The following is a 17,815-nucleotide window of genomic DNA, read 5'->3' as shown; positions in this document are numbered from 1 at the left end:
ATTGGCGCCGTTGGCCGATGGGTCCTTTGCACCCTTACGCCAGTTGGTGAACAAGGTGTTCCACTCGATCACGTCAAACTGGACGTCAAAGAAGCACTGCTTGAGCGACTGTTGCACAAACTCGTTCATCGGCAAGGGCTGCATCTGGCCCGAGCCCGATGCCGAAATCTGCACCTTGACTTTGAGGGGTTTGGCTGCGCTGTGCCCCGCTTGACTCATCAAGGCTTTCGCGGCATTCACGTCGTACGTGATGTCGAATTTGGGATTGCCCCACCAGGGATGGCCCGGAGGCACGGTGCCTTTGGGGGCCGCCATCATGCCACCCAACAGGGTTTTCAAACCTTCACGGTCCACGCACAAGTTGGCCGCGTGGCGCACGCGCCTGTCCAGCCAAGGCGAGCCTTCGGCAAATGACAGCTGCCAAGGCCACACATGCGGCTGGGCGTTGCTTTCAATCTTGAAGCCACGCTGGCGAATTTGCGACATGGCATCGGGGGCAGGCGCTTCAATCCAGTCGACCTGACCACCGAGCAAGGCAGCGGTGCGGGCATTGGCCTCGGGCATGGGCACAAGCACCACGCGGTCGACCTTGGGCATGCGCTTGGCGTCCCAATAGGTTTTGTTCGCCACCATTTCGAGGCGTTCACGCGGCACGAATCGGGCCATCTTGAAAGGGCCAGATCCAGAGGCGTCTGCCGCAAACGCCGTCCACGCCGCCTTGGACTTGTCTGCCGGTGTAGCACCTGCAGCGGCATCAAATTTCTTTTGCCAATGGGCCGGCGAGGCGATGAACAGATTGGTCAAATTGATGGGCAAAAACGCATCGGGCTCGCTGGTGGTCAGCTCCACCGTCAGGTCATCGATTTTTCGGGCACTGCGCAGGGTAGGCATGCGCGAAGCGGTGACGCCCACCTGGCTGGCATCAAAATGCACCGCATCTTTGTCCAGCACCTTGCGCACGTTCCAGACAATCGCATCGGCGTTCAGCGCCGAGCCATCATGGAACTTGACACCGGAGCGCAACTTGAAAGTCCATTTTGTTTTGTCACTCGCACCAACCGCCCAAGAAGTGGCCAAGCCAGGGATCAACACACTGGGGCCATCCGATTTGGACAAATCCCAGTGGGTGAGGGCGTCGTACATCGGGATGCCGGTGAACCGGTTGCCCTCAAAGCCTTGGTCGGGCTGCCCCAAGGTGCGAGGAATGTCGGCCGCCGTCATGGCAATGCGCAAGACTTTTTCTTGCGCCTGAACCGCCATGGAGATGGCGCTGAGCCCCACTCCAACGGCCACGGTGAACGCCCAAGATGCGGGCAACAAACGAGAGGAAAGAGTAGAGCGCTTCATCAAAACTCCAGTCAAAATGGGTTGAAAAACAAGCAAAAAACCTTGGGTACTGACATGTTGAATCTGTAAATTAACATACCTTGTAAAACTCTGGCAAGGTTTTTGTATGCAATCGCCGTGCCAGACGCGACACATGACATCCGCTGCCAAGCAAGCCTTGATCGCTTCGAAATAGCCCATTGATCGAAACAAATCAGGCACAAAAATGGTGTTCTCTGGCACCATTATGGTCAGCTATTTTTGTGTCACGCCCCAATTTGGCGATGTTTTGGTATGCAATCCACACCATCAACAAACGACATGAAAGCAGTCTGAATGAAGGCTTAGCCACTGAAAAGGAACCTGCCCCATGGACGCCACGCGATTGCGCCGATTTTTGTTGATCAACCCCAACACGAACGCTTTGACCACGCAAAGGTTGCGGGATGTTTTGCAACCCCTGTTACCGCCGGGACTGGCGCTTGATGTGCAAACCGCCCGATTTGGGGCACCCTATATCGCCTGCGAAGCCAGCCACGCGGTGGCCGCACACGCTTGTCTGGACGTATGGACCACCCACCGGGGAACGCCCACGCGCCCGCTGCACGGCGTGCTGATTGGTTGTTTTGGCGATCCGGGTTTGTTTGCGCTGCGTGAAGTCAGCGGCTGCCCTGTGACCGGATTGGCCGAGGCTTCGTTCATTCAGGCCGGTGCGCGGGGACCCTTTGCCATTGTGACGGGGGGGGAACGCTGGAAGCCCATGCTGCAACGCTTGGCCAACAGCCTGGGTTATGGGGCGCAACTGCGCCACATCGAAACCGTGGCCCCCACCGGGGCCGCGCTGCAGGCCGACCCCGACATGGCCATTCGTTGCCTCAGCCAAGCTTGCCAAAACGCCGCCCAAAGCGGTGTGTCCAGCATTATCTTGGGCGGTGCAGGCTTGGCCGGTTATGCCCGCTTGCTGCAAGCCCACTGCGCCCTGCCCCTGATCGACAGCGCGCAAGCGGGTTGGGAAGTTTTACATGGGCAACTGGCCCCGCCAGCGCCAACAGACCAGGACGGTTTTTATGCCCCATGGATCGGGTTGCCGCCCGCCTTCACACAGGTCCCGACCAAAGAGAACCCCTGACCTGGCCAAGCCATCGCCTTGAGCCCTCACTTCTGGGTGACCCAGAGACGCCGGTCGGTCAACCCTCTACAAACACCCGCGCCTTGCGCGGCGTCAGCACCAGGGTCTCACCCTCTTTGAAGTCTTGCTGGCGGTATTGCGATGCCGACAACTGCGCTTCGATGATGGCGTCTTTGCCGAACATGCCCGCTTCGACCGGCTCCAACTCCAGCCGGGCCACAGGCCCCACCACGATGGCGCGGGTGAGTTTGGCCACAATGCCGGTGTGCAACGCGCCCGGTGTGTAGCGCGTCACATCCAGGTCGTGTGGACGCACATAGGCAAAGGCCTTGGCGTCTTGCACCTGACCGTGCTCCGGCGTGTCCAGGCGGATGGCGTGCTGGTCGGCACCGATGAGCATTTCGCCTTCGTGGGCGCGGCCATGGAACAAGTTCACATCGCCCAAAAAACCATAGACAAAAGGGCTGGCCGGGTGGTCCCACACGTCTTGGGGCGAGCCAATTTGCTCGATGTTGCCCTTGTTCATCAGCACCACGCGGTCGGCCACTTCGAGGGCTTCTTCCTGGTCGTGCGTGACAAAAATACTGGTCACATGCAACTCGTCGTGCAGGCGACGCAACCAGCGTCGCAGCTCTTTGCGGACCTTGGCATCCAAGGCCCCAAAGGGCTCGTCCAGCAGCAACACTTTGGGCTCGACCGCCAAGGCGCGGGCCAAGGCGATGCGCTGGCGCTGACCGCCCGACAACTGCGAGGGGTAGCGGTCGGCCAGCCAATCCAATTGCACCAGACCGAGCAAATCGTGCACCTTGCGTTTGATTTCGGAATCGCTGGGGCGTTCTTTGCGGGGCTTGACGCGCAGGCCAAAGGCCACGTTTTCGAACACCGTCATGTGACGAAACAGCGCATAGTGCTGGAACACAAAACCCACTTGGCGCTCGCGCACATGCACATGCGTGGTGTCTGCGCCGCTGAAGGCGATGGTGCCCTGATCGGCCGTTTCCAGCCCTGCAATGATGCGCAGCAGCGTGGTCTTGCCGCAGCCCGATGGGCCCAGCAGCGCAACCAATTCGCCCGACTCTATGTCGAGGCTGACGTTGTTCAAGGCGGTGAAGTCGCCGAATTGTTTATGGACATTGCGGATTTCGATGCTCATGGTTCAAATGCTTTCCGGCGAATTCAGACGAGGGCGTCAGGGGTCGATGCCAAAGGACGCTCAGGTGGCGTGTCGGCCGAGGCTTTCATGTCTTGTTCGTGGCGCCATTCGATGATGGACTTGATGGCCAAGGTGACCAGCGCCAGCAAGGCCAGCAAAGACGCCACAGCAAAGGCCGCCACCGACTGGTACTCGTTGTACAAAATCTCCACATGCAGTGGCATGGTGTTGGTCTGGCCGCGGATGTGCCCCGACACCACCGAGACCGCACCGAACTCACCCATGGCCCGTGCGTTGCACAAAATGACGCCGTAAATCAGGCCCCACTTGATGTTGGGCAGCGTCACATACCAAAAGGTCTGCCAGCCTGTGGCACCCAGCACGATGGCGGCTTGTTCTTCGTCGTTGCCTTGCGCTTGCATGAGCGGAATCAGCTCGCGGGCAATGAACGGAAAGGTCACAAAGACCGTGGCCAAAATGATGCCGGGGATGGCAAAAATGATCTTGATGTCGTGGGCCTGCAACCAAGGCCCAAACCACCCTTGGGCACCGAACATCAGCACATAAATCAGGCCCGCCACCACAGGCGAGACTGAAAACGGCAAGTCCACCAAGGTGGTCAGCACCGATTTGCCTTTGAACTCGTATTTGGCAATCGCCCAAGCGGCCGCCACACCGAACACCAAATTCAAGGGCACAGCAACGGCGGCAGTGATCAAGGTCAGGCGAATGGCCGACCAGGCGTCAGGCTCCTTGAGGGCTTCAAGGTAAGCATCCAGCCCTTTGCGCAAAGCCTCGGTGAACACCGCGGCCAGAGGCAAGACCAGGAACAAGAACATGAAGGTCAAAGCCAGGCCGATCAGGCTGAAACGGATCCAGCGTGCCTCGGTGGTGCCCGCCTGGACTTTTTTGGACGTCATGACGGTGCTCATGCGGGGGCTCCTGAGCGGCGGCGTTGCCAAGTTTGCAAGGCGTTGATGACCAACAACAACACAAAAGAAGCGACCAACATGACCAAGGCCACCGCGGTGGCCCCGACATAGTCGTATTGCTCCAGCTTGCCGATGATGATGAGCGGGGTGATCTCCGACACCATGGGCATGTTGCCGGCGATGAAAATGACCGAGCCATATTCCCCAATGGCCCGCGCAAAAGCCATGGCAAAACCCGTGAGCAATGCGGGTGCGATCGACGGGAAGATCACCCTGGAAAAGGTCTGCCAGCGCGTGGCACCCAAGCAGGTGGCGGCCTCTTCGAGTTCTTTTTCAGTGTCTTCGAGTACCGGCTGCACCGTGCGCACCACAAAGGGCAGGCCGATGAAAATGAGCGCGATCACCACGCCATTGGGGTTAAAAGCCAGCACGATGCCCAGCGGCTCCAAATATTGGCCCACCCAGCCATTGCCAGCCAAGAGCGCGGTCAGCGATATGCCCGCCACGGCCGTGGGCAAGGCAAAAGGCAAATCGACCAAGGCATCGACGATTTTTTTGCCGAAAAAGTCATAGCGCACCAACACCCACGCGACCAAGAGGCCAAAAAACACATTCACCAAGGCGGCGATCAGCGACGCGCCAAAGGTCAATCGGTAAGACGCCATGACCCGTGGGCCCGTGACGGCCGCGACAAACTGGTCCCAAGTCAAAGTGAAGGTTTTGAAGACGAGCGCCGACAGGGGGATCAGCACGATCAGGCTGAGGTAAAAAATCGTGAAGCCCAGGGTCAAATTGAACCCGGGCAACACTTTGGCTGGCGCCCGCCGCTTGGCAGGCGCCGCAATGGGCAATGCGGTCATGGAGAAAACTTATTTGACGGTGTAGATCTTGTCGAACTGACCACCATCGTTGAAATGCACTTTTTGGGCATCCGCGAAAGAGCCGAACACCTCGTTGACGGTGAACAACTGGATCGGCTTGAAGGTGCTGGCATACTTCTTCAAGACGGTCGGGTTGCGCGGACGCAAAGCGTGCTTGGCCGCGATCTCTTGCGCTTCGTCTGAATACAAGTAGTTCAGGTACGCCTTGGCCAGATCGGCCGTGCCCTTCTTGGCCACGGTGCGTTCCACCACAGCCACCGGGTTTTCGGCGACGATGCTGATGGAGGGGTGAATCGCATCCACTTTGCCCGCACCAAATTCGTTGTCCACCGACACCACTTCAGACTCAAAAGTCACCAACACATCGCCGATGTTGCGCTGCAAGAAGATGGTGGTCGCATCGCGCCCACCCTTGGCCAGCACAGGCACGTTTTTGTAGAGTTTGTTCACGAATTCAGCCGCATCGGCGTCCGAGCCACCCTTTTTCTTGACATAGCCCCATGCCGCCAAATAGGCCATGCGGCCATTGCCACCGGTTTTGGGGTTGACCACGATCACCTTGATGCCGGGCTTGACCAGATCGTCCCAATCCTTGATGCCTTTGGGGTTGCCATTGCGTGTGAGGAACAACATGGTCGAGGTGGTAGGCGATGCGTTGTTGGCAAAACGCTTGTTCCAGTCTTTGGCCACGATGCCCGTGCTGGCCAAAAAGTCCACATCGGTGGTGGTGTTCATGGTCACCACATCGGCATCCAAACCATCGTTCACGGCACGCGCTTGGGCGCTGGAGCCACCGTGGGCTTGGTCAATTTTGAGGTCCTTGCCGGTGGTTTTTTTGTAGTTGGCGACGAATGCGGCGTTGTAGTCTTTGTAGAACTCGCGTGCCACGTCGTACGAAGCGTTGAGCAAAGTCTGCGCTCTGACCGTCAGGCCCGACAAGGCCAAAACCGTCGCCAAAGTGATGCGGGAGAGTTGTTTCATGCGGTGTCCAATCGGTTGCAAATTCAGTCAAGAGCGCGATTGTGGGCGCCCTCCCTTGAATCTCAAACGAATCATTTGTAGTTTGCTTATATCAATATCCAGATATAGATAGCCATAAAAAAGCCACTGCGCACGAAGTTACACAGTGGCTTGGGATGGGCCCTTGAGCCCAAAAGCCGACGCATCGGCCTGATTCACTGGCTCAGATCATTGCGCATCGCCTTCCGAGCGCTCGTCGTCAAACTCCTCGTCGTCCTCATCGATGGCGGCCATTTCAGCATACTGGGTGGCGAGCAATTGGTTGCGGTAAGCCAAGTAGCCACGGCGGTGGGTTTCGTACAAGTTGCCAGCGTCGTAGGCTTCGGCGGCCAAACCATGCTGCTTGGCAGCTTCCAAAAAGTGCTGCGCGGCCAAAGCGTGGCACTGAGAAATACTGACAAATTCGTCGTCCAACAGATCGTCATGTTCGTGTTCGGCTTCGTTTTGAATGTCGTTCGTCATGCTGTACCCCTTGAAAGTGTTGATCGGCAAATGCCGAATTCCAGCTTCCAACATGGACAAGTATGGACAGTGACAACCATATGGCGATATGGCGACAGCGCCCACTGACCACAGTGAACGCAAAGTCGGATCATTTTTTGGTGTAAATCTGGTCAAAGCTGGCGCCATCGGCAAAGTGGGCTTTGTCGGCTTTTTCCCAGCCACCAAAGGCTTGCTCAATGGTGAACAGGTTCAATTTGGGGAACTGCTTGGCGTATTTTGCTTGGGCCTTGGGCGAGATCGGGCGGTAGAAGTTCTTGCCCGCAATGTCCTGGCCTTCGTCGGTGTAGAGGTATTCCAAATAGGCCTGCGCCACAGCGCGGGTGCCTTTTTTGTCCACGTTTTTGTCGACCACGGTCACGGCCGGCTCGGCCAAGATGCTGATGGACGGATAGACCACGTCGATCTTGCTGCCGAATTCTTTTTCCAGCAGGTTGGCTTCGTTTTCCCAACTGATGAACACATCACCTTGGGCACGCTGGGCAAAGGTGATGGAGGAGCCACGGGCCCCAGTGTCGAGCACGGGCACGTTTTTGTAGAGCGCGGCCACAAAGTCTTTGGCTTTGGCTTCGTTGCCGTATTTGCGCTTGGCAAATTCCCAAGCGGCCAGGAAGTTCCACCGTGCACCGCCCGATGTTTTGGGGTTGGGCGTGATCACGCTGATGCCGGGCTTGACCAGGTCGTCCCAGTCCTTGATGCCTTTGGGGTTGCCTTGGCGCACCACCAAGACAATGGTCGAGGTGTAAGGTGAGCTGTTGTGCGGCAGGCGCTTTTGCCAGTCTTTGGGGATCAGGTTGCCGTTTTTGTGCAGCGCGTCCGTGTCACCGGCCAGGGCCAGGGTGGCCACATCGGCGTCCAGCCCGTCGATGATGGAGCGGGCTTGTTTGCCCGAGCCGCCATGCGACTGCTTGAAGCTCAGGTCTTGACCGGTTTTGGCTTTCCAGTGGGCGGCAAAGGCCTTGTTGAATTCGACGTACAGCTCTCGGGTGGGGTCGTAAGAGACGTTGAGCAGGCTGACTGGGGCTTGGGCCTGGGCGACCCAGCCGCTGAATGACAATGCAACGATCGCGACCAGGTGGAAGAAACGGCGGTTTGTTTTCATGAGCAGACTCCAGAACATTCACATCAAAAAGCAGATGGAATGGATTGTGGAAGCCACTCTTTAAAACTCAAACAACTGTTTTTCTATTTTCTAATGCAAAAAACATCTATCAAGCCCACAAGGTTCAGCTTTCAGTGGGCAGCCAACCAGCGCCGGAGCATCTCCGGTGGGGGGGGGCCAATGACCCGTTGTGCCTGCCCCTTGCGGTCGACCAAGACCACGTAAGGCGTGACATTGGGCCAATTGGGGTCGACGGCTTGGCGGATCGCGGGCTCAAAACCATCAAAGGCGTACATCTGCGTCATGCCTTTGAAGTGCTTGGCGTGACGCAGCGCCTGCGGGCCCAAGACGTCCATCATGACCGCGTTCAAGGGGGGTTGGGTCGCCCGTTTTTTGACCGCGTCATGCAACACCGCAAAAGCAGCGGGGCAGGTGCTGCAATACGAGGTGGTGAACAAATAGGCCGCAGGACGCGGGCCTTGCGTGAGCAACTGCACCCAGATTTTTTCGTCAAAAGGCAACACACTGCCCTTGAGCGCGCCAGCATTGTGTGGGGCACCGTGGTGGGCGTGTGACGATGCAGGATTCGATGCCTGGGCCAGCGCCTGGGAGGCACATGCGAATCCCAGCACCAAAAGGGCCACTGCGGGTTTAAAAAACGATGTCATGAACCTGGATCTCCTGGTGGGTGCGCCAAATGACCACCATCTTGTCACCGCTTTGGGCCAGACGGGGGTGGTCGTTGTAACCCGTGGTTTGGCCCAGGGTTTTGAGGGTGAACTTTTGCCCGCCATCGGTCGACAGCCAGGCCTTGAGTGTGGTCTGCGCGCCTTCGCTGCTGCGCCAGACCAAGGCGACGTTGGGGCCATCGGCCAGCACATCGGCATGCTCGGCACGCGCATCGGGCAATACCCGCACAGTCTCGGTCAGCGGCTCACCTTGCGTATTGAGGCGGGCATAGCGCACAGCGGCTTGGTCTTGACCATTCACTTTGCGGATGCCAAACCAGACCGTGTGGTAACCCGTTGGATGGCCGCCTGCATTGAGCGCCAATCCAGGTCCATGGTGCGGGCAAGCATTGATCTGCCAGTCGTCGTGCGTGCTGCGGGTGATGCGATTAGCTGGGGCACCTACGCTGGCAAAAGCATGGTCTCGCGTGCTGCTGTCGAACACATGCCGCCAAGTGGCTTGCAACTGCCCTTGCGGATTGCGTGCCAAGCCGATGCGGCAGCACTCGCACGAATGATCGGCCAGCTTGGTGTCGGGGCCAAAGGTCATACCGCCGTCCTTGGACTCGTTGCGGTAAATCGCGGCACCCGCATATTTTTGTGCCGAGCCCTTGGGGGGCTGATCGCGCTTGTCCACCCACAGTGTGTGCAAAACACCTTGCGCGTCAAAGGCCACCGAATCAAAACGGTGGGTGATTTCTTGCCGATCCTGGTGCACGGTGAAAGGCGCACTGAATGTTTGCCCGCCATCGCTGCTGCGCAGCATGCGAATGAAGCCCGTGTAGGGTTTGGCCAATGGCATGGTGTAACTGATCACCGCCCAGCCTTGGGGGCCAAACACTATTTTTGGGCGGCTCTCGCCATCGGCCGCAATCGGGTCGGCTCCGGTGTTCAAGATGCGTGCTTCGCTCCACTGCAGAGCGCCGCCCAAAGGCGTGCTTTGCACAAACAGTTGCGCTAGCGCATTCAAACCCACCACCCACAAATGGCCATCGGGTGCAATGGCTGCGCCTATGGCCAGTTGCGGGCGTTGATGGCGATGCTGTGAAGTCGCAGCAAGTTGGCTGGCATCCTTGGCAGCAACTTGCGCCCCAGCCTGCGGCAGCATAAACAACCCAGCCATTACCAGGCCCCACACGGCACACCAACGGTTCAATATTTTCATGGGCTTTTCTCACAAATTCGGGAGATTGAATTAAAGGCTGGCGAATTCATGGTTACTTTTTAACAAATCATCGCCAGCCAGACTTCACGTCAACGTTGACCAAAAGATTTGGTCAGGCCCAACATGACGCTGCGTGGCGCACCTGCGGCGTAGGTGTTTTGTGTGTTGGGTGTGTAAGCGCCGCTTTTGTAGTTGCTGGACGCGTTGTCCGAATACAGCTTGTCGGTCAGGTTGCGCACTTGGCCCCAAACCTCCCAGCCATCGCCCAACTTGTGGGTGGCCGTCAGGTTGAGTAGCGTGTGGCCCGCGTAACGCACTGTATTGGCGTTGTTCATCCAGTAGCTGCCTTGCTTGACCAGTCCCAAGGCCACGCGCGATACCGGTGTGAATTTCCAACCGACTTGGGCCGTGATGGTGTGGTTGGGGGCCTGCGGCATGTCTTTGCCCGAATAGTCTTCGATCGCACCCACTTTGTCGCTCACACGGTAAGACACAAAGGTGTGTTCGGCCCAGGTCGCACCGACGCGCCAGTCCCATTCACGCAGATCTTGATTCAGGCTCAACTCCAAGCCCCGGCTGCGCGTGTTGCCTGCGTTCTTGTTGAAGCTGTTTCCAATGTCCGAGGTGTAAGACACGATGGTGTCTTTGCCGCTGAGTTGGTACAGCGCAGAGTCCAAACGGATGCCAGAGGCCAACAAGGCGCGCCAGCCCACTTCGACGTTGTCATAGGTGGCCGAGTTCAATTCTGGAATGGCCGTCTTGCCGTAAAGCTGGCTGACTTCGGGTGGTGTGAAGCCCATGCTCAAGTTGCTGTAAAGGCTGCTGCTGGGGCTGATCGCGTAGGTCGCGCCCAACTTGGGGCTGAACTTGGCAAAACTGCGCACCTCGTTGGCAGCGCCGTAGTTGGCACCGGGTGTCAAGTTGTTCTTGAAGTCGTAGCGAATGCTGTCATAACGGCCACCTGCCACCACACGGATTTGCTCGCTCGGGCTGAATTCCAATTGTGCAAAAGCAGCATCGTTGGCAATGCCCGCGCCGTAGTTGCGCACACCACTGGGGTTGGCCACGCTGTTCAAGGTGTAGCTCATGTAACGGCCGGTGGGCAGATCGCGCACCACGGCCAAGTTGTCCGACACATAGTCGTTCTGGCTGCGGTCAATGTAGACGCCTGTGACCAGGCGGGCACGCAGCCAATCGAACTTTTGCTCGTGCTTCACATCCACGCCCAACGACTCCACATGGTTGTTGTTCAAGGTGCCTTTGCAGCTTGCGCCCGAGCACCCCGAGATGGTGTAGTTAGGCAACTGGCCATGGTCGTTGTTGCGCGCGAACAGCGTCACCGTGGTCAAGCCGCCTTGGGTGGTTTCGCCTTCCCACGCCAAGTTGGCGCGGGTGGTTTTGTCTTTGCGCCAGGTGAAGGTGTTGATGCTTTTGCCCGGGTTGGTACGGAAGTCGTTTTCAAACAAGCTGCCGGGTGTGTCCGAGTCCAGGTTGGTGTGCACCAGCGATGCACGCAACCAGGATTTGTCGTTCAGGTTGTAGTCGCCACGCAGGGTGAACGAGTCCTTTTTGCCCCCACTGTACTGCTGCCAGTTGTGGGTGTCACGCTGCGAGCTGTAGTGCGAGAAACGCAAGCCCAGATCGCCCCAGGTGTTGCTCGCGCCAGAGTCCACGCGGGTGAACCCATCGGTGTTGTCGTGTCGAATGCCCACATAGCCGGTGGGCATGCGGGAAGCGCGTTGCGTCAAAAAGTTGACCGCCCCGCCCACAGCGTTGCTGCCGTACAGGGAAGATGCAGCGCCCTTGACCACCTCGACACCGCCCGAGCCGTTCATGTTGTTTTCGTTCAGCGCGTTGTGGTTGAACACACCGAGGGGACGAATCGGGATGCCGTCTTCCAGATACTGGTACACCGCGTTGGTGCTGATGGGCTGGCGAATGGCCATGCTGTGCTGCTCGTTGCCCAGATCGTTCCAATGCACACCGGGAATGCGGTTGATGATCTCACCCACCGATTTGGGCTTGTCGGCGTCCCACTGGGCGCGACTGACCGAGCCAATCGACACAGGGGTTTCGGACAGTTTGGTTGCCGAGCGCGAACCCGATACCACGATGGTGTCCAGCGCCGTTGAAGTTTGGGCTACAGCGTGGCCACTCAGGCTGGCGAACAGGCCGAACACGGCCAAAGACAAAGGAGAAAGAGAGAGGGTATTTTTCATGGCAAGTTTCAAATCGATCAATCACCGCCAGCACACAGGGCCACAGTGACAAGAAGCGCCGAACACCTGGCGGTGTTCAGTCCGGTTCAACAAGGATCAATTCGAAACAGGCGGCCCGCGAGAGGGCAAAGGCGGGGCCGTGCGTGCGATCAGCACGGCCTCGGGCAGACGCTGCACGATGTGCGAACGGGCATCGGGCACAAGGGCCAGAGCGGCCACCGTGGGCGGCGGCAGAGCGGGCGTGGCATGTGCGCACAGCGGGCAGTCCATGCTGCTTCGGACCTGAGCGTCACCGCCCTTGCCTTGCACCACCACTTTCATAAGGCCCATGCTGGAGCACACCACGTCCATGGTTTTAGGCTGCAGCGTGGCCGCCAAAACCGACACCCCCACAAACAACACGTACCAGACCAGCACAAAGCGGGCCAAGCGGCGCAACTGTGTCGTGGTGGTGGTCGAATTCGTTTGCATGGGCAGATCTGTGGTCAGCGTTCAGACCGATCAGTGTTTGTGCATCTGGCCTGCGCCATGGTTCATGGCCGGTGCAGCGGCGGTGCGGGCGGGCACTTTCAGTTCGACCGATTGGCGCTTGCCGTCTTTGCCTTCCACGACCAAGGTCACCGGCACGGTGTCACCGTCCTTGACTTGGCCTTTCAGGTCCATCAACATGACGTGGTAACCGCCGGGCTTGAGGTCCACTGCTTTGCCTGCGGGCAAAGCCAAGCTGGGCACCGCGCGCATTTTCATGACGCCGCCGTCCATGGCCATTTCGTGCACCTCGACCACACCCGCCACGGGCGATTGGGCCGACAGCAGCTTGGCGTCTTGCGCCGACTGCAGCTGCATGAAGGCCCCGGTGGCCTTTTGCTGGGGCACGGTGGCCCGCACCCAGGCGTCTTTCACAGTGACCTGAGCTTGGGCAGCCAAGGACACGGTCATGGCCAAAACAAGGGCTGACACAGACAAAGCGGGACGGGACATGGATCACTCCTGGTGGTTATCGAACAAATGAATGGGCACAGACCGTGCGTACGGCAAACCCCATCAAGCGGGGCACAAAGGCACAGGAGACGCCGAAAACGACTCAGGCCCCCAGCGTTTCAGGGAGCGGTGTTTCAGGCGAAAAAGATGGGGGGTGCGCGGGCCTGCCAGGGCTGACCCAGCAAACTGGCCAGCCGAGCGGCTGGCAAGGGCTGCAAAACATGAGACAAGCTGCCCGCTGGCAAAGGTGCCAACCTGTCGGCCACAGGGGACGCGATCAGGGGCAGGCAGGCGGGGCAGTCCAGCGCGGTATGTGCCACACCGACCACATCAGAACCTGCAGCGTCCGCTTGCACCAGTTTCACGCCGCCCATGGCGCTGCAAACCAGCTGCACGGCTTCAGGTTTGACCCAAGGCGAGGCCACCGCCACCCCGATGAACAAAACAAACCACACCAGCACGAAGCGGGTGATGAGGTGCGCATTGCGCAGGGTTTGCAGGCTGGACATGACCAAATTATCCCATGACCCGGCCACCGTCATCTGGGTGACCCCCATCCGCACCGCCTGTTGCTAAGCTTTCGCCACGACCAACACCCTTGGAGACACCCCATGCTCACACTCTGCGGCTTTGCAGCCAGCAATTACCACAACAAAGTCAAACTGGCCCTGCTTGAAAAAGGCGTGCCTTTTGAAGAGGAGCTGGCCTGGGTGGGTGCGACCGATGCCGCCGCCAGCCCCTTGGGCAAAGTCCCTTACCTCAAGACACCCGATGGTGTCATGTGCGAATCGGCCGTGATGCTGGAGTACGTCGAGCAAAAGTACCCACAAAACCCCTTGCTGCCCGCCAACCCGTTTGCCGCAGCCAAAGTGCGTGAATTGGCGCTGTTTTTGGACCTGCACCTGGAATTGGTCGCGCGCAACCTGTACCCCGAAGCGTTTTTCGGCGGCAAGGTGAGCGATTCAGTAAAAGAGAAAGTCGGCGCACAACTCGAAAAGAACGTCGCCGCGTTTGCCAAGCTGGTCAAGTTTTCGCCCTTTGTGGCGGGCGACAGCCTGACGCTGGCCGACTGTGCGGCAGTGACCCACCTGCCTTTGATCTCCGGCGCGACCAAAGTCATTTACGGCAAAGACTTTTTGGCCGATCTGCCCGCCCGCGATTACCTCAAGATGATGGGTGAGCGTCCGCACATGCAAAAGATCAATGCCGACCGCAAAGCCAACATGGAATTGATGATGTCGCGCATGAAAGCCAAAACCTGAATCTGTGCGCTTGAGCACTTGAGCCGCACCGTCGCCCGCCTGTGGTTGCGGCCATGCGGCGGGTGGTGTTGACCTACATCAACACCACATCGCCCACGACGCCTAGGATGGGGCCATGACTTCATCCCACGCCCCCACACCCTCTCTTTACCGCGAGCGCCTCTTGCATGAGCGTGCTCATCTTTTGCAGCGCATCGCCCAAGAGCGCGGCGGTAAGGTCTCGCGCGCAGACATGGCCGCCGAGCACGATGTGCGCAGTTTGGATGATCGGGCACAAGCCCTTTCCGAGCGCAACGACGAGTTTGCCATGAACGAACACGAAACGGCGCAGCTGGGTGACATCGAAGCCGCATTGGAGCGCATTCAATCAGGCCACTATGGCAAGTGCACCGACTGCGACGCCCCCATCCCGCCTGCACGCCTGATCGCTTACCCCACTGCCAAACGCTGCATCGATTGCCAGACCCTGGCCGAACAGCGCCGCTGATTTTTTCACTCCAGGATTGTTGATGAGCACTTTTCACGCCGTGGTCTGGATGGACCACCAAGAGGCCCATGTCGTCATGTTCGACCGTGAACACGTTGAAGCCCAGCGCATCCGATCGCGCAGCCTTCACAAACACCAAGGCAAGGCCAGTGACACCGCTGCCTTTTATGCCGATGTGGCCGCGGCTTTAACCGGGACGCGAGAAGTGTTGCTGACGGGTCCGGGCTTAGCACGCCATGCGTTCCGAGACTGGTGCACAAGCCACCAACAAGGCATTGCCAAGGCCGTTGTCGACAGCATCACCAGCGATCACCCGTCTGACGCACAACTGGTGGCCATGGCCAAGCAATACTTCAAGAGGTTTGACACCATGGCCACAGACCCTTCACTGACTTGAACGCCGCCTACCTTGGCGTTCGTGCGGGTTGCGTTCGGGCTCTTGCGACCACTCCAGCGGTGCACAGGCTGATATGCTTTGTGACATGCACAGCCTTTTTCATTTCGCTTTTCATGTCACCGACCTGAACGAAGCCCGTCGCTTTTACGGCGGCGTCCTTGGTTGCCAGGAAGGCCGATCCACCGACACTTGGGTGGACTTTGACTTTTTCTCGCACCAGATCTCTTTGCATTTGGGCGAGCCGTTCAAAACAACCCTGACGGGCCATGTGGGTGACCACCTGGTGCCGATGCCGCACTTCGGCCTGGTCATGCAAAAGAGCGATTGGCAAGCCTTGGCCGACCGTCTGCAATCGGCCAATATGCCATTTGTCGTCTCACCTCACCTGCGCTTTGCAGGTCAACCGGGCGAGCAGTGGACCATGTTCTTCATGGACCCGTTTGGCAACCCGATTGAAGTCAAAGGCTTTGCTGACTTGAGCACGGTTTACGCGAGCTGACGGGTACGACGCTCACCTGTTCTCAAGCCGCCCTCCTGCTGCCTGCTGAGCGTGTGCTTTCAATTGGGTTTTCGCGCTTCTATCGGCACCTCTTGTTTGGTGCGTGGCTTGCCAATCGGGCTGGCGGTCTGGCCTTTTTGGGTAGCGGCCATGTCTTCTTCGCTCGGGTATTGCCCCAGCAACCAGTAGTCAAACACCCGCCGTGCGATGGGGGCGGCTGAAGCCGCACCAAAACCCGCGTTTTCCACCACCACGGCCACCGCGATTTTGGGTTTGTCTGCCGGGGCATACGCCATGTACAAGGCATGGTCACGCTGGTACTCCGACAAATTGGCGGCGTTGTACTTGTCCTTTTGCCCAATGGTCACGGCTTGGGCTGTGCCGGTTTTCCCGGCGCTGGTGTAGCCAGCGCCTGCAAAGACACGGGCCGAAGTGCCAGAGGTGACCACGCCCACCAAGCCGTTGCGGACCACCTCCAGATGCTCGGGCTTGAAGCCCAGGTCCACAGGTTCTGCGGCGTTCACTTGGGTTTGCGCATGGGTCAAGGCGTCTTGCGTGGCCAACACCACGCGGGGTTTGAACTGTACCCCCCCATTGGCCAGCGTGGCCGTGGCCGAGGCCAACTGGAGCATGGTGAAAGTGTTGTAACCCTGGCCAATGCCCAAAGAAATGGTCTCACCGCCGTACCATTTCTTTTGCTCGGGCTTTTTGTAATAGTTGCGCTTCCATTCGGTGCTGGGCAAGATGCCGCGCACTTCGCCAGGCAAATCAATGCCCGTCATCTGGCCAAAACCGAGCGGCTTCATGAAGTCATGGATCGCGTCCACCCCCATGTCGTTGGCCAGCGAGTAGTAATACACATTGCTCGACAACACGATGGATCGAACCATGTCCACAGGGCCCAGGCCACCGTCGCCATGGCTGCGAAAGGTGTGACCGCCGTAAGTCCATGAACCCGCGTCATTGATGATGGTGCTGGCACTGCGCTTGCCCGTCGACAAAGCCGCCATGGCCATGAAAGGCTTGTAGGTCGAGCCCGGCGGGTAGGTGCCCCGCAAAGCCCGGTTGAGCAAGGGCTTGTCGATCGACTCGTTGAGCATTTGCCAGTTCTCGACGTCGATGCCGTCCACGAACAAGTTGGGGTCAAAAGTGGGTTTGCTGACAAAAGCCAGCACCTCCCCGGTGCTCGGGTCCAAGGCGACCAGCGCGCCACGGCGAGAGCCAAACATCTCTTCCACCATTTTTTGCAACTGGATGTCGATGGACAGCACCACGTTTTGCCCCGGTGTAGCCAAGTCGCTGGACAGGCTGCGCGTGGCCCGCCCGCCCGCCGAGGTCTCCACCCGGTTCACCCCGGTGATGCCGTGCAATTCACGCTCGTAACGCTGCTCCACCCCCAGCTTGCCAATGTATTCGGTGCCCCGGTAGTTGCCCGCATCGTCTTCTTCTTCGATCCGCTCTTTTTCTTTGACGTTGATGCGGCCGATGTAGCCCACCACATGGCTGGCCAGTTCGCCGTAAGGGTATTGCCGGAACAGCCGGGCCTTGATTTCAACGCCCGGGAACCGGTAACGCTGGGCACTGAACTTGGCCACCTCTTCGTCGCTCAAGCGGGTGCGGATGGGCAAGGAATCGAAACTGCGCGAATCCTCGCGCAAGCGCTTGAAGCGGCGGCGGTCTTTGCCCTGGATCTCCACCACCTCGGCCAAAGCGTCAATGGTGGCTTCCAGGTCGGTGACGCGAGAGGGCGTGATTTCCAGCGTGTAGGCCGAGTAATTGCTGGCCAACACCACCCCATTGCGGTCCAGGATGTTGCCGCGAGGCGGCACGGTAGGGATCACCGCCGTGCGGTTGTTTTCCGCTTGCTCCAGCAAGTCGTCGTGTCGCACGATCTGCAAATACGACAGGCGCGCCACCAACAACAAAAAACACACCAGCACCACGATTTGCATGACGGCCACCCGCCCACGAAACCGGTGCAGCTCGGCCTGGCTGTCGCGCAACTCGGCAAGGGAAGGCAGCCACAGCGACAT

The 17,815-nt window shown here is 58.8% G+C and carries 19 protein-coding genes; 5 read left to right on the top strand and 14 right to left on the bottom strand.

The annotated features are described in order from the left end of the window. Positions 1-1,347, bottom strand: a 1,347-nt coding sequence (locus Q0O19_RS02415; RefSeq protein ID WP_295519745.1) for an ABC transporter substrate-binding protein, incomplete at its 3' end; no start/stop codon positions are given. A gap of 349 nt (positions 1,348-1,696) precedes the next feature. Between Q0O19_RS02415 and Q0O19_RS02410 the strand changes: the two genes are divergently transcribed. Beyond that, positions 1,697-2,455, top strand: a complete 759-nt coding sequence (locus Q0O19_RS02410) for an aspartate/glutamate racemase family protein (protein ID WP_295519743.1) — start codon at positions 1,697-1,699, stop codon at positions 2,453-2,455. A 58-nt stretch (positions 2,456-2,513) separates the two neighbouring features. On the opposite strand, the gene Q0O19_RS02405 is transcribed toward Q0O19_RS02410, so the two are convergent. From Q0O19_RS02405 to Q0O19_RS02350, 12 genes are all read right to left on the bottom strand, one after another. Next, positions 2,514-3,608, bottom strand: coding sequence for a sulfate ABC transporter ATP-binding protein (locus Q0O19_RS02405; protein WP_295519742.1), 1,095 nt, complete (start codon positions 3,606-3,608; stop codon positions 2,514-2,516). Positions 3,609-3,631: 23 nt separating this feature from the next. Next, a complete protein-coding gene (gene cysW, locus Q0O19_RS02400) occupies positions 3,632-4,540 on the bottom strand; it encodes a sulfate ABC transporter permease subunit CysW (protein WP_295519741.1) in 909 nt (302 codons plus the stop codon). Beyond that, positions 4,537-5,400, bottom strand: coding sequence for a sulfate ABC transporter permease subunit CysT (gene cysT / locus Q0O19_RS02395; RefSeq protein ID WP_295519740.1), 864 nt, complete (start codon positions 5,398-5,400; stop codon positions 4,537-4,539). The genes cysW and cysT overlap by 4 nt, the downstream gene beginning before the upstream one ends. Before the next feature lie 9 nt (positions 5,401-5,409). After that, a complete protein-coding gene (locus tag Q0O19_RS02390; RefSeq protein WP_295519738.1) occupies positions 5,410-6,402 on the bottom strand; it encodes a sulfate ABC transporter substrate-binding protein in 993 nt (330 codons plus the stop codon). A 207-nt stretch (positions 6,403-6,609) separates the two neighbouring features. Next, positions 6,610-6,903 (bottom strand): hypothetical protein, encoded by a 294-nt coding sequence (locus Q0O19_RS02385; RefSeq protein WP_295519736.1) that lies wholly within the window; start codon positions 6,901-6,903, stop codon positions 6,610-6,612. 130 nt (positions 6,904-7,033) lie between these two features. Further along, positions 7,034-8,044, bottom strand: coding sequence for a sulfate ABC transporter substrate-binding protein (locus Q0O19_RS02380; protein ID WP_295519734.1), 1,011 nt, complete (start codon positions 8,042-8,044; stop codon positions 7,034-7,036). Between the two features lie 131 nt (positions 8,045-8,175). Further along, positions 8,176-8,712, bottom strand: coding sequence for a hypothetical protein (locus Q0O19_RS02375; RefSeq protein ID WP_295519733.1), 537 nt, complete (start codon positions 8,710-8,712; stop codon positions 8,176-8,178). Continuing rightward, positions 8,696-9,937 carry a hypothetical protein gene (locus Q0O19_RS02370; protein ID WP_295519731.1) on the bottom strand — a complete coding sequence of 414 codons (1,242 nt, stop codon included), beginning with the start codon at positions 9,935-9,937 and terminating at the stop codon, positions 8,696-8,698. Before Q0O19_RS02370 ends, Q0O19_RS02375 begins: the two co-directional genes overlap by 17 nt. 89 nt (positions 9,938-10,026) lie before the next feature. Further along, on the bottom strand, positions 10,027-12,156 hold the full coding sequence (locus Q0O19_RS02365) for a TonB-dependent receptor (protein WP_295519729.1): 2,130 nt from the start codon (positions 12,154-12,156) through the stop codon (positions 10,027-10,029). Between the two features lie 96 nt (positions 12,157-12,252). Further along, entirely contained in the window at positions 12,253-12,627 is a 375-nt protein-coding gene (locus tag Q0O19_RS02360) for a DUF2946 family protein (protein WP_295519728.1), read from the bottom strand. Between the two features lie 30 nt (positions 12,628-12,657). Further along, entirely contained in the window at positions 12,658-13,137 is a 480-nt protein-coding gene (locus Q0O19_RS02355; protein WP_295519727.1) for a copper chaperone PCu(A)C, read from the bottom strand. Between the two features lie 134 nt (positions 13,138-13,271). Further along, positions 13,272-13,694: a DUF2946 domain-containing protein gene (locus Q0O19_RS02350; RefSeq protein ID WP_295519726.1), complete on the bottom strand. Its 423-nt coding sequence runs from the start codon at positions 13,692-13,694 to the stop codon at positions 13,272-13,274. 54 nt (positions 13,695-13,748) lie between these two features. Here Q0O19_RS02350 and Q0O19_RS02345 point away from each other — a divergent pair, with 54 nt between their 5' ends. From Q0O19_RS02345 to Q0O19_RS02330, 4 genes are all read left to right on the top strand, one after another. Beyond that, complete coding sequence (locus Q0O19_RS02345) at positions 13,749-14,399, top strand: glutathione S-transferase (protein WP_295519725.1); 651 nt, start codon at positions 13,749-13,751, stop codon at positions 14,397-14,399. Between the two features lie 115 nt (positions 14,400-14,514). Then, positions 14,515-14,886, top strand: a complete 372-nt coding sequence (locus tag Q0O19_RS02340; RefSeq protein WP_295519724.1) for a TraR/DksA C4-type zinc finger protein — start codon at positions 14,515-14,517, stop codon at positions 14,884-14,886. Between the two features lie 22 nt (positions 14,887-14,908). Next, on the top strand, positions 14,909-15,283 hold the full coding sequence (locus tag Q0O19_RS02335) for a hypothetical protein (protein WP_295519722.1): 375 nt from the start codon (positions 14,909-14,911) through the stop codon (positions 15,281-15,283). 85 nt (positions 15,284-15,368) lie between these two features. Further along, on the top strand, positions 15,369-15,782 hold the full coding sequence (locus tag Q0O19_RS02330) for a VOC family protein (RefSeq protein ID WP_295519720.1): 414 nt from the start codon (positions 15,369-15,371) through the stop codon (positions 15,780-15,782). Positions 15,783-15,841: 59 nt separating this feature from the next. Here the strand turns inward: Q0O19_RS02330 and mrdA are convergent, their stop codons facing one another. After that, positions 15,842-17,815 (bottom strand): penicillin-binding protein 2, encoded by a 1,974-nt coding sequence (gene mrdA / locus Q0O19_RS02325; protein WP_295519718.1) that lies wholly within the window; start codon positions 17,813-17,815, stop codon positions 15,842-15,844.

It is taken from the genome of Limnohabitans sp. Rim8 (assembly GCF_945869175.1).
In the GTDB taxonomy this organism is placed as follows: Bacteria; Pseudomonadota; Gammaproteobacteria; order Burkholderiales; family Burkholderiaceae_C; genus Limnohabitans_A.
This window is presented reverse-complemented; position numbering and strand designations above follow the sequence as displayed.

What these genes read in the sequence shown, in the direction of transcription:
- Q0O19_RS02375 (WP_295519733.1), bottom strand. Translation starts at nt 8,712, where the DNA reads ATGACATCGTTTTTTAAACCCGCAGTGGCCCTTTTGGTGCTGGGATTC.
- Q0O19_RS02345 (WP_295519725.1), top strand. Translation starts at nt 13,749, where the DNA reads ATGCTCACACTCTGCGGCTTTGCAGCCAGCAATTACCACAACAAAGTC.
- Q0O19_RS02370 (WP_295519731.1), bottom strand. Translation starts at nt 9,937, where the DNA reads ATGAAAATATTGAACCGTTGGTGTGCCGTGTGGGGCCTGGTAATGGCT.
- Q0O19_RS02405 (WP_295519742.1), bottom strand. Translation starts at nt 3,608, where the DNA reads ATGAGCATCGAAATCCGCAATGTCCATAAACAATTCGGCGACTTCACC.
- Q0O19_RS02335 (WP_295519722.1), top strand. Translation starts at nt 14,909, where the DNA reads ATGAGCACTTTTCACGCCGTGGTCTGGATGGACCACCAAGAGGCCCAT.
- Q0O19_RS02330 (WP_295519720.1), top strand. Translation starts at nt 15,369, where the DNA reads ATGCACAGCCTTTTTCATTTCGCTTTTCATGTCACCGACCTGAACGAA.
- cysW (WP_295519741.1), bottom strand. Translation starts at nt 4,540, where the DNA reads ATGAGCACCGTCATGACGTCCAAAAAAGTCCAGGCGGGCACCACCGAG.
- Q0O19_RS02380 (WP_295519734.1), bottom strand. Translation starts at nt 8,044, where the DNA reads ATGAAAACAAACCGCCGTTTCTTCCACCTGGTCGCGATCGTTGCATTG.
- Q0O19_RS02365 (WP_295519729.1), bottom strand. Translation starts at nt 12,156, where the DNA reads ATGAAAAATACCCTCTCTCTTTCTCCTTTGTCTTTGGCCGTGTTCGGC.
- Q0O19_RS02410 (WP_295519743.1), top strand. Translation starts at nt 1,697, where the DNA reads ATGGACGCCACGCGATTGCGCCGATTTTTGTTGATCAACCCCAACACG.
- Q0O19_RS02390 (WP_295519738.1), bottom strand. Translation starts at nt 6,402, where the DNA reads ATGAAACAACTCTCCCGCATCACTTTGGCGACGGTTTTGGCCTTGTCG.
- Q0O19_RS02385 (WP_295519736.1), bottom strand. Translation starts at nt 6,903, where the DNA reads ATGACGAACGACATTCAAAACGAAGCCGAACACGAACATGACGATCTG.
- cysT (WP_295519740.1), bottom strand. Translation starts at nt 5,400, where the DNA reads ATGACCGCATTGCCCATTGCGGCGCCTGCCAAGCGGCGGGCGCCAGCC.
- mrdA (WP_295519718.1), bottom strand. Translation starts at nt 17,815, where the DNA reads ATGTCGCTGTGGCTGCCTTCCCTTGCCGAGTTGCGCGACAGCCAGGCC.
- Q0O19_RS02340 (WP_295519724.1), top strand. Translation starts at nt 14,515, where the DNA reads ATGACTTCATCCCACGCCCCCACACCCTCTCTTTACCGCGAGCGCCTC.
- Q0O19_RS02360 (WP_295519728.1), bottom strand. Translation starts at nt 12,627, where the DNA reads ATGCAAACGAATTCGACCACCACCACGACACAGTTGCGCCGCTTGGCC.
- Q0O19_RS02355 (WP_295519727.1), bottom strand. Translation starts at nt 13,137, where the DNA reads ATGTCCCGTCCCGCTTTGTCTGTGTCAGCCCTTGTTTTGGCCATGACC.
- Q0O19_RS02350 (WP_295519726.1), bottom strand. Translation starts at nt 13,694, where the DNA reads ATGGGGGTCACCCAGATGACGGTGGCCGGGTCATGGGATAATTTGGTC.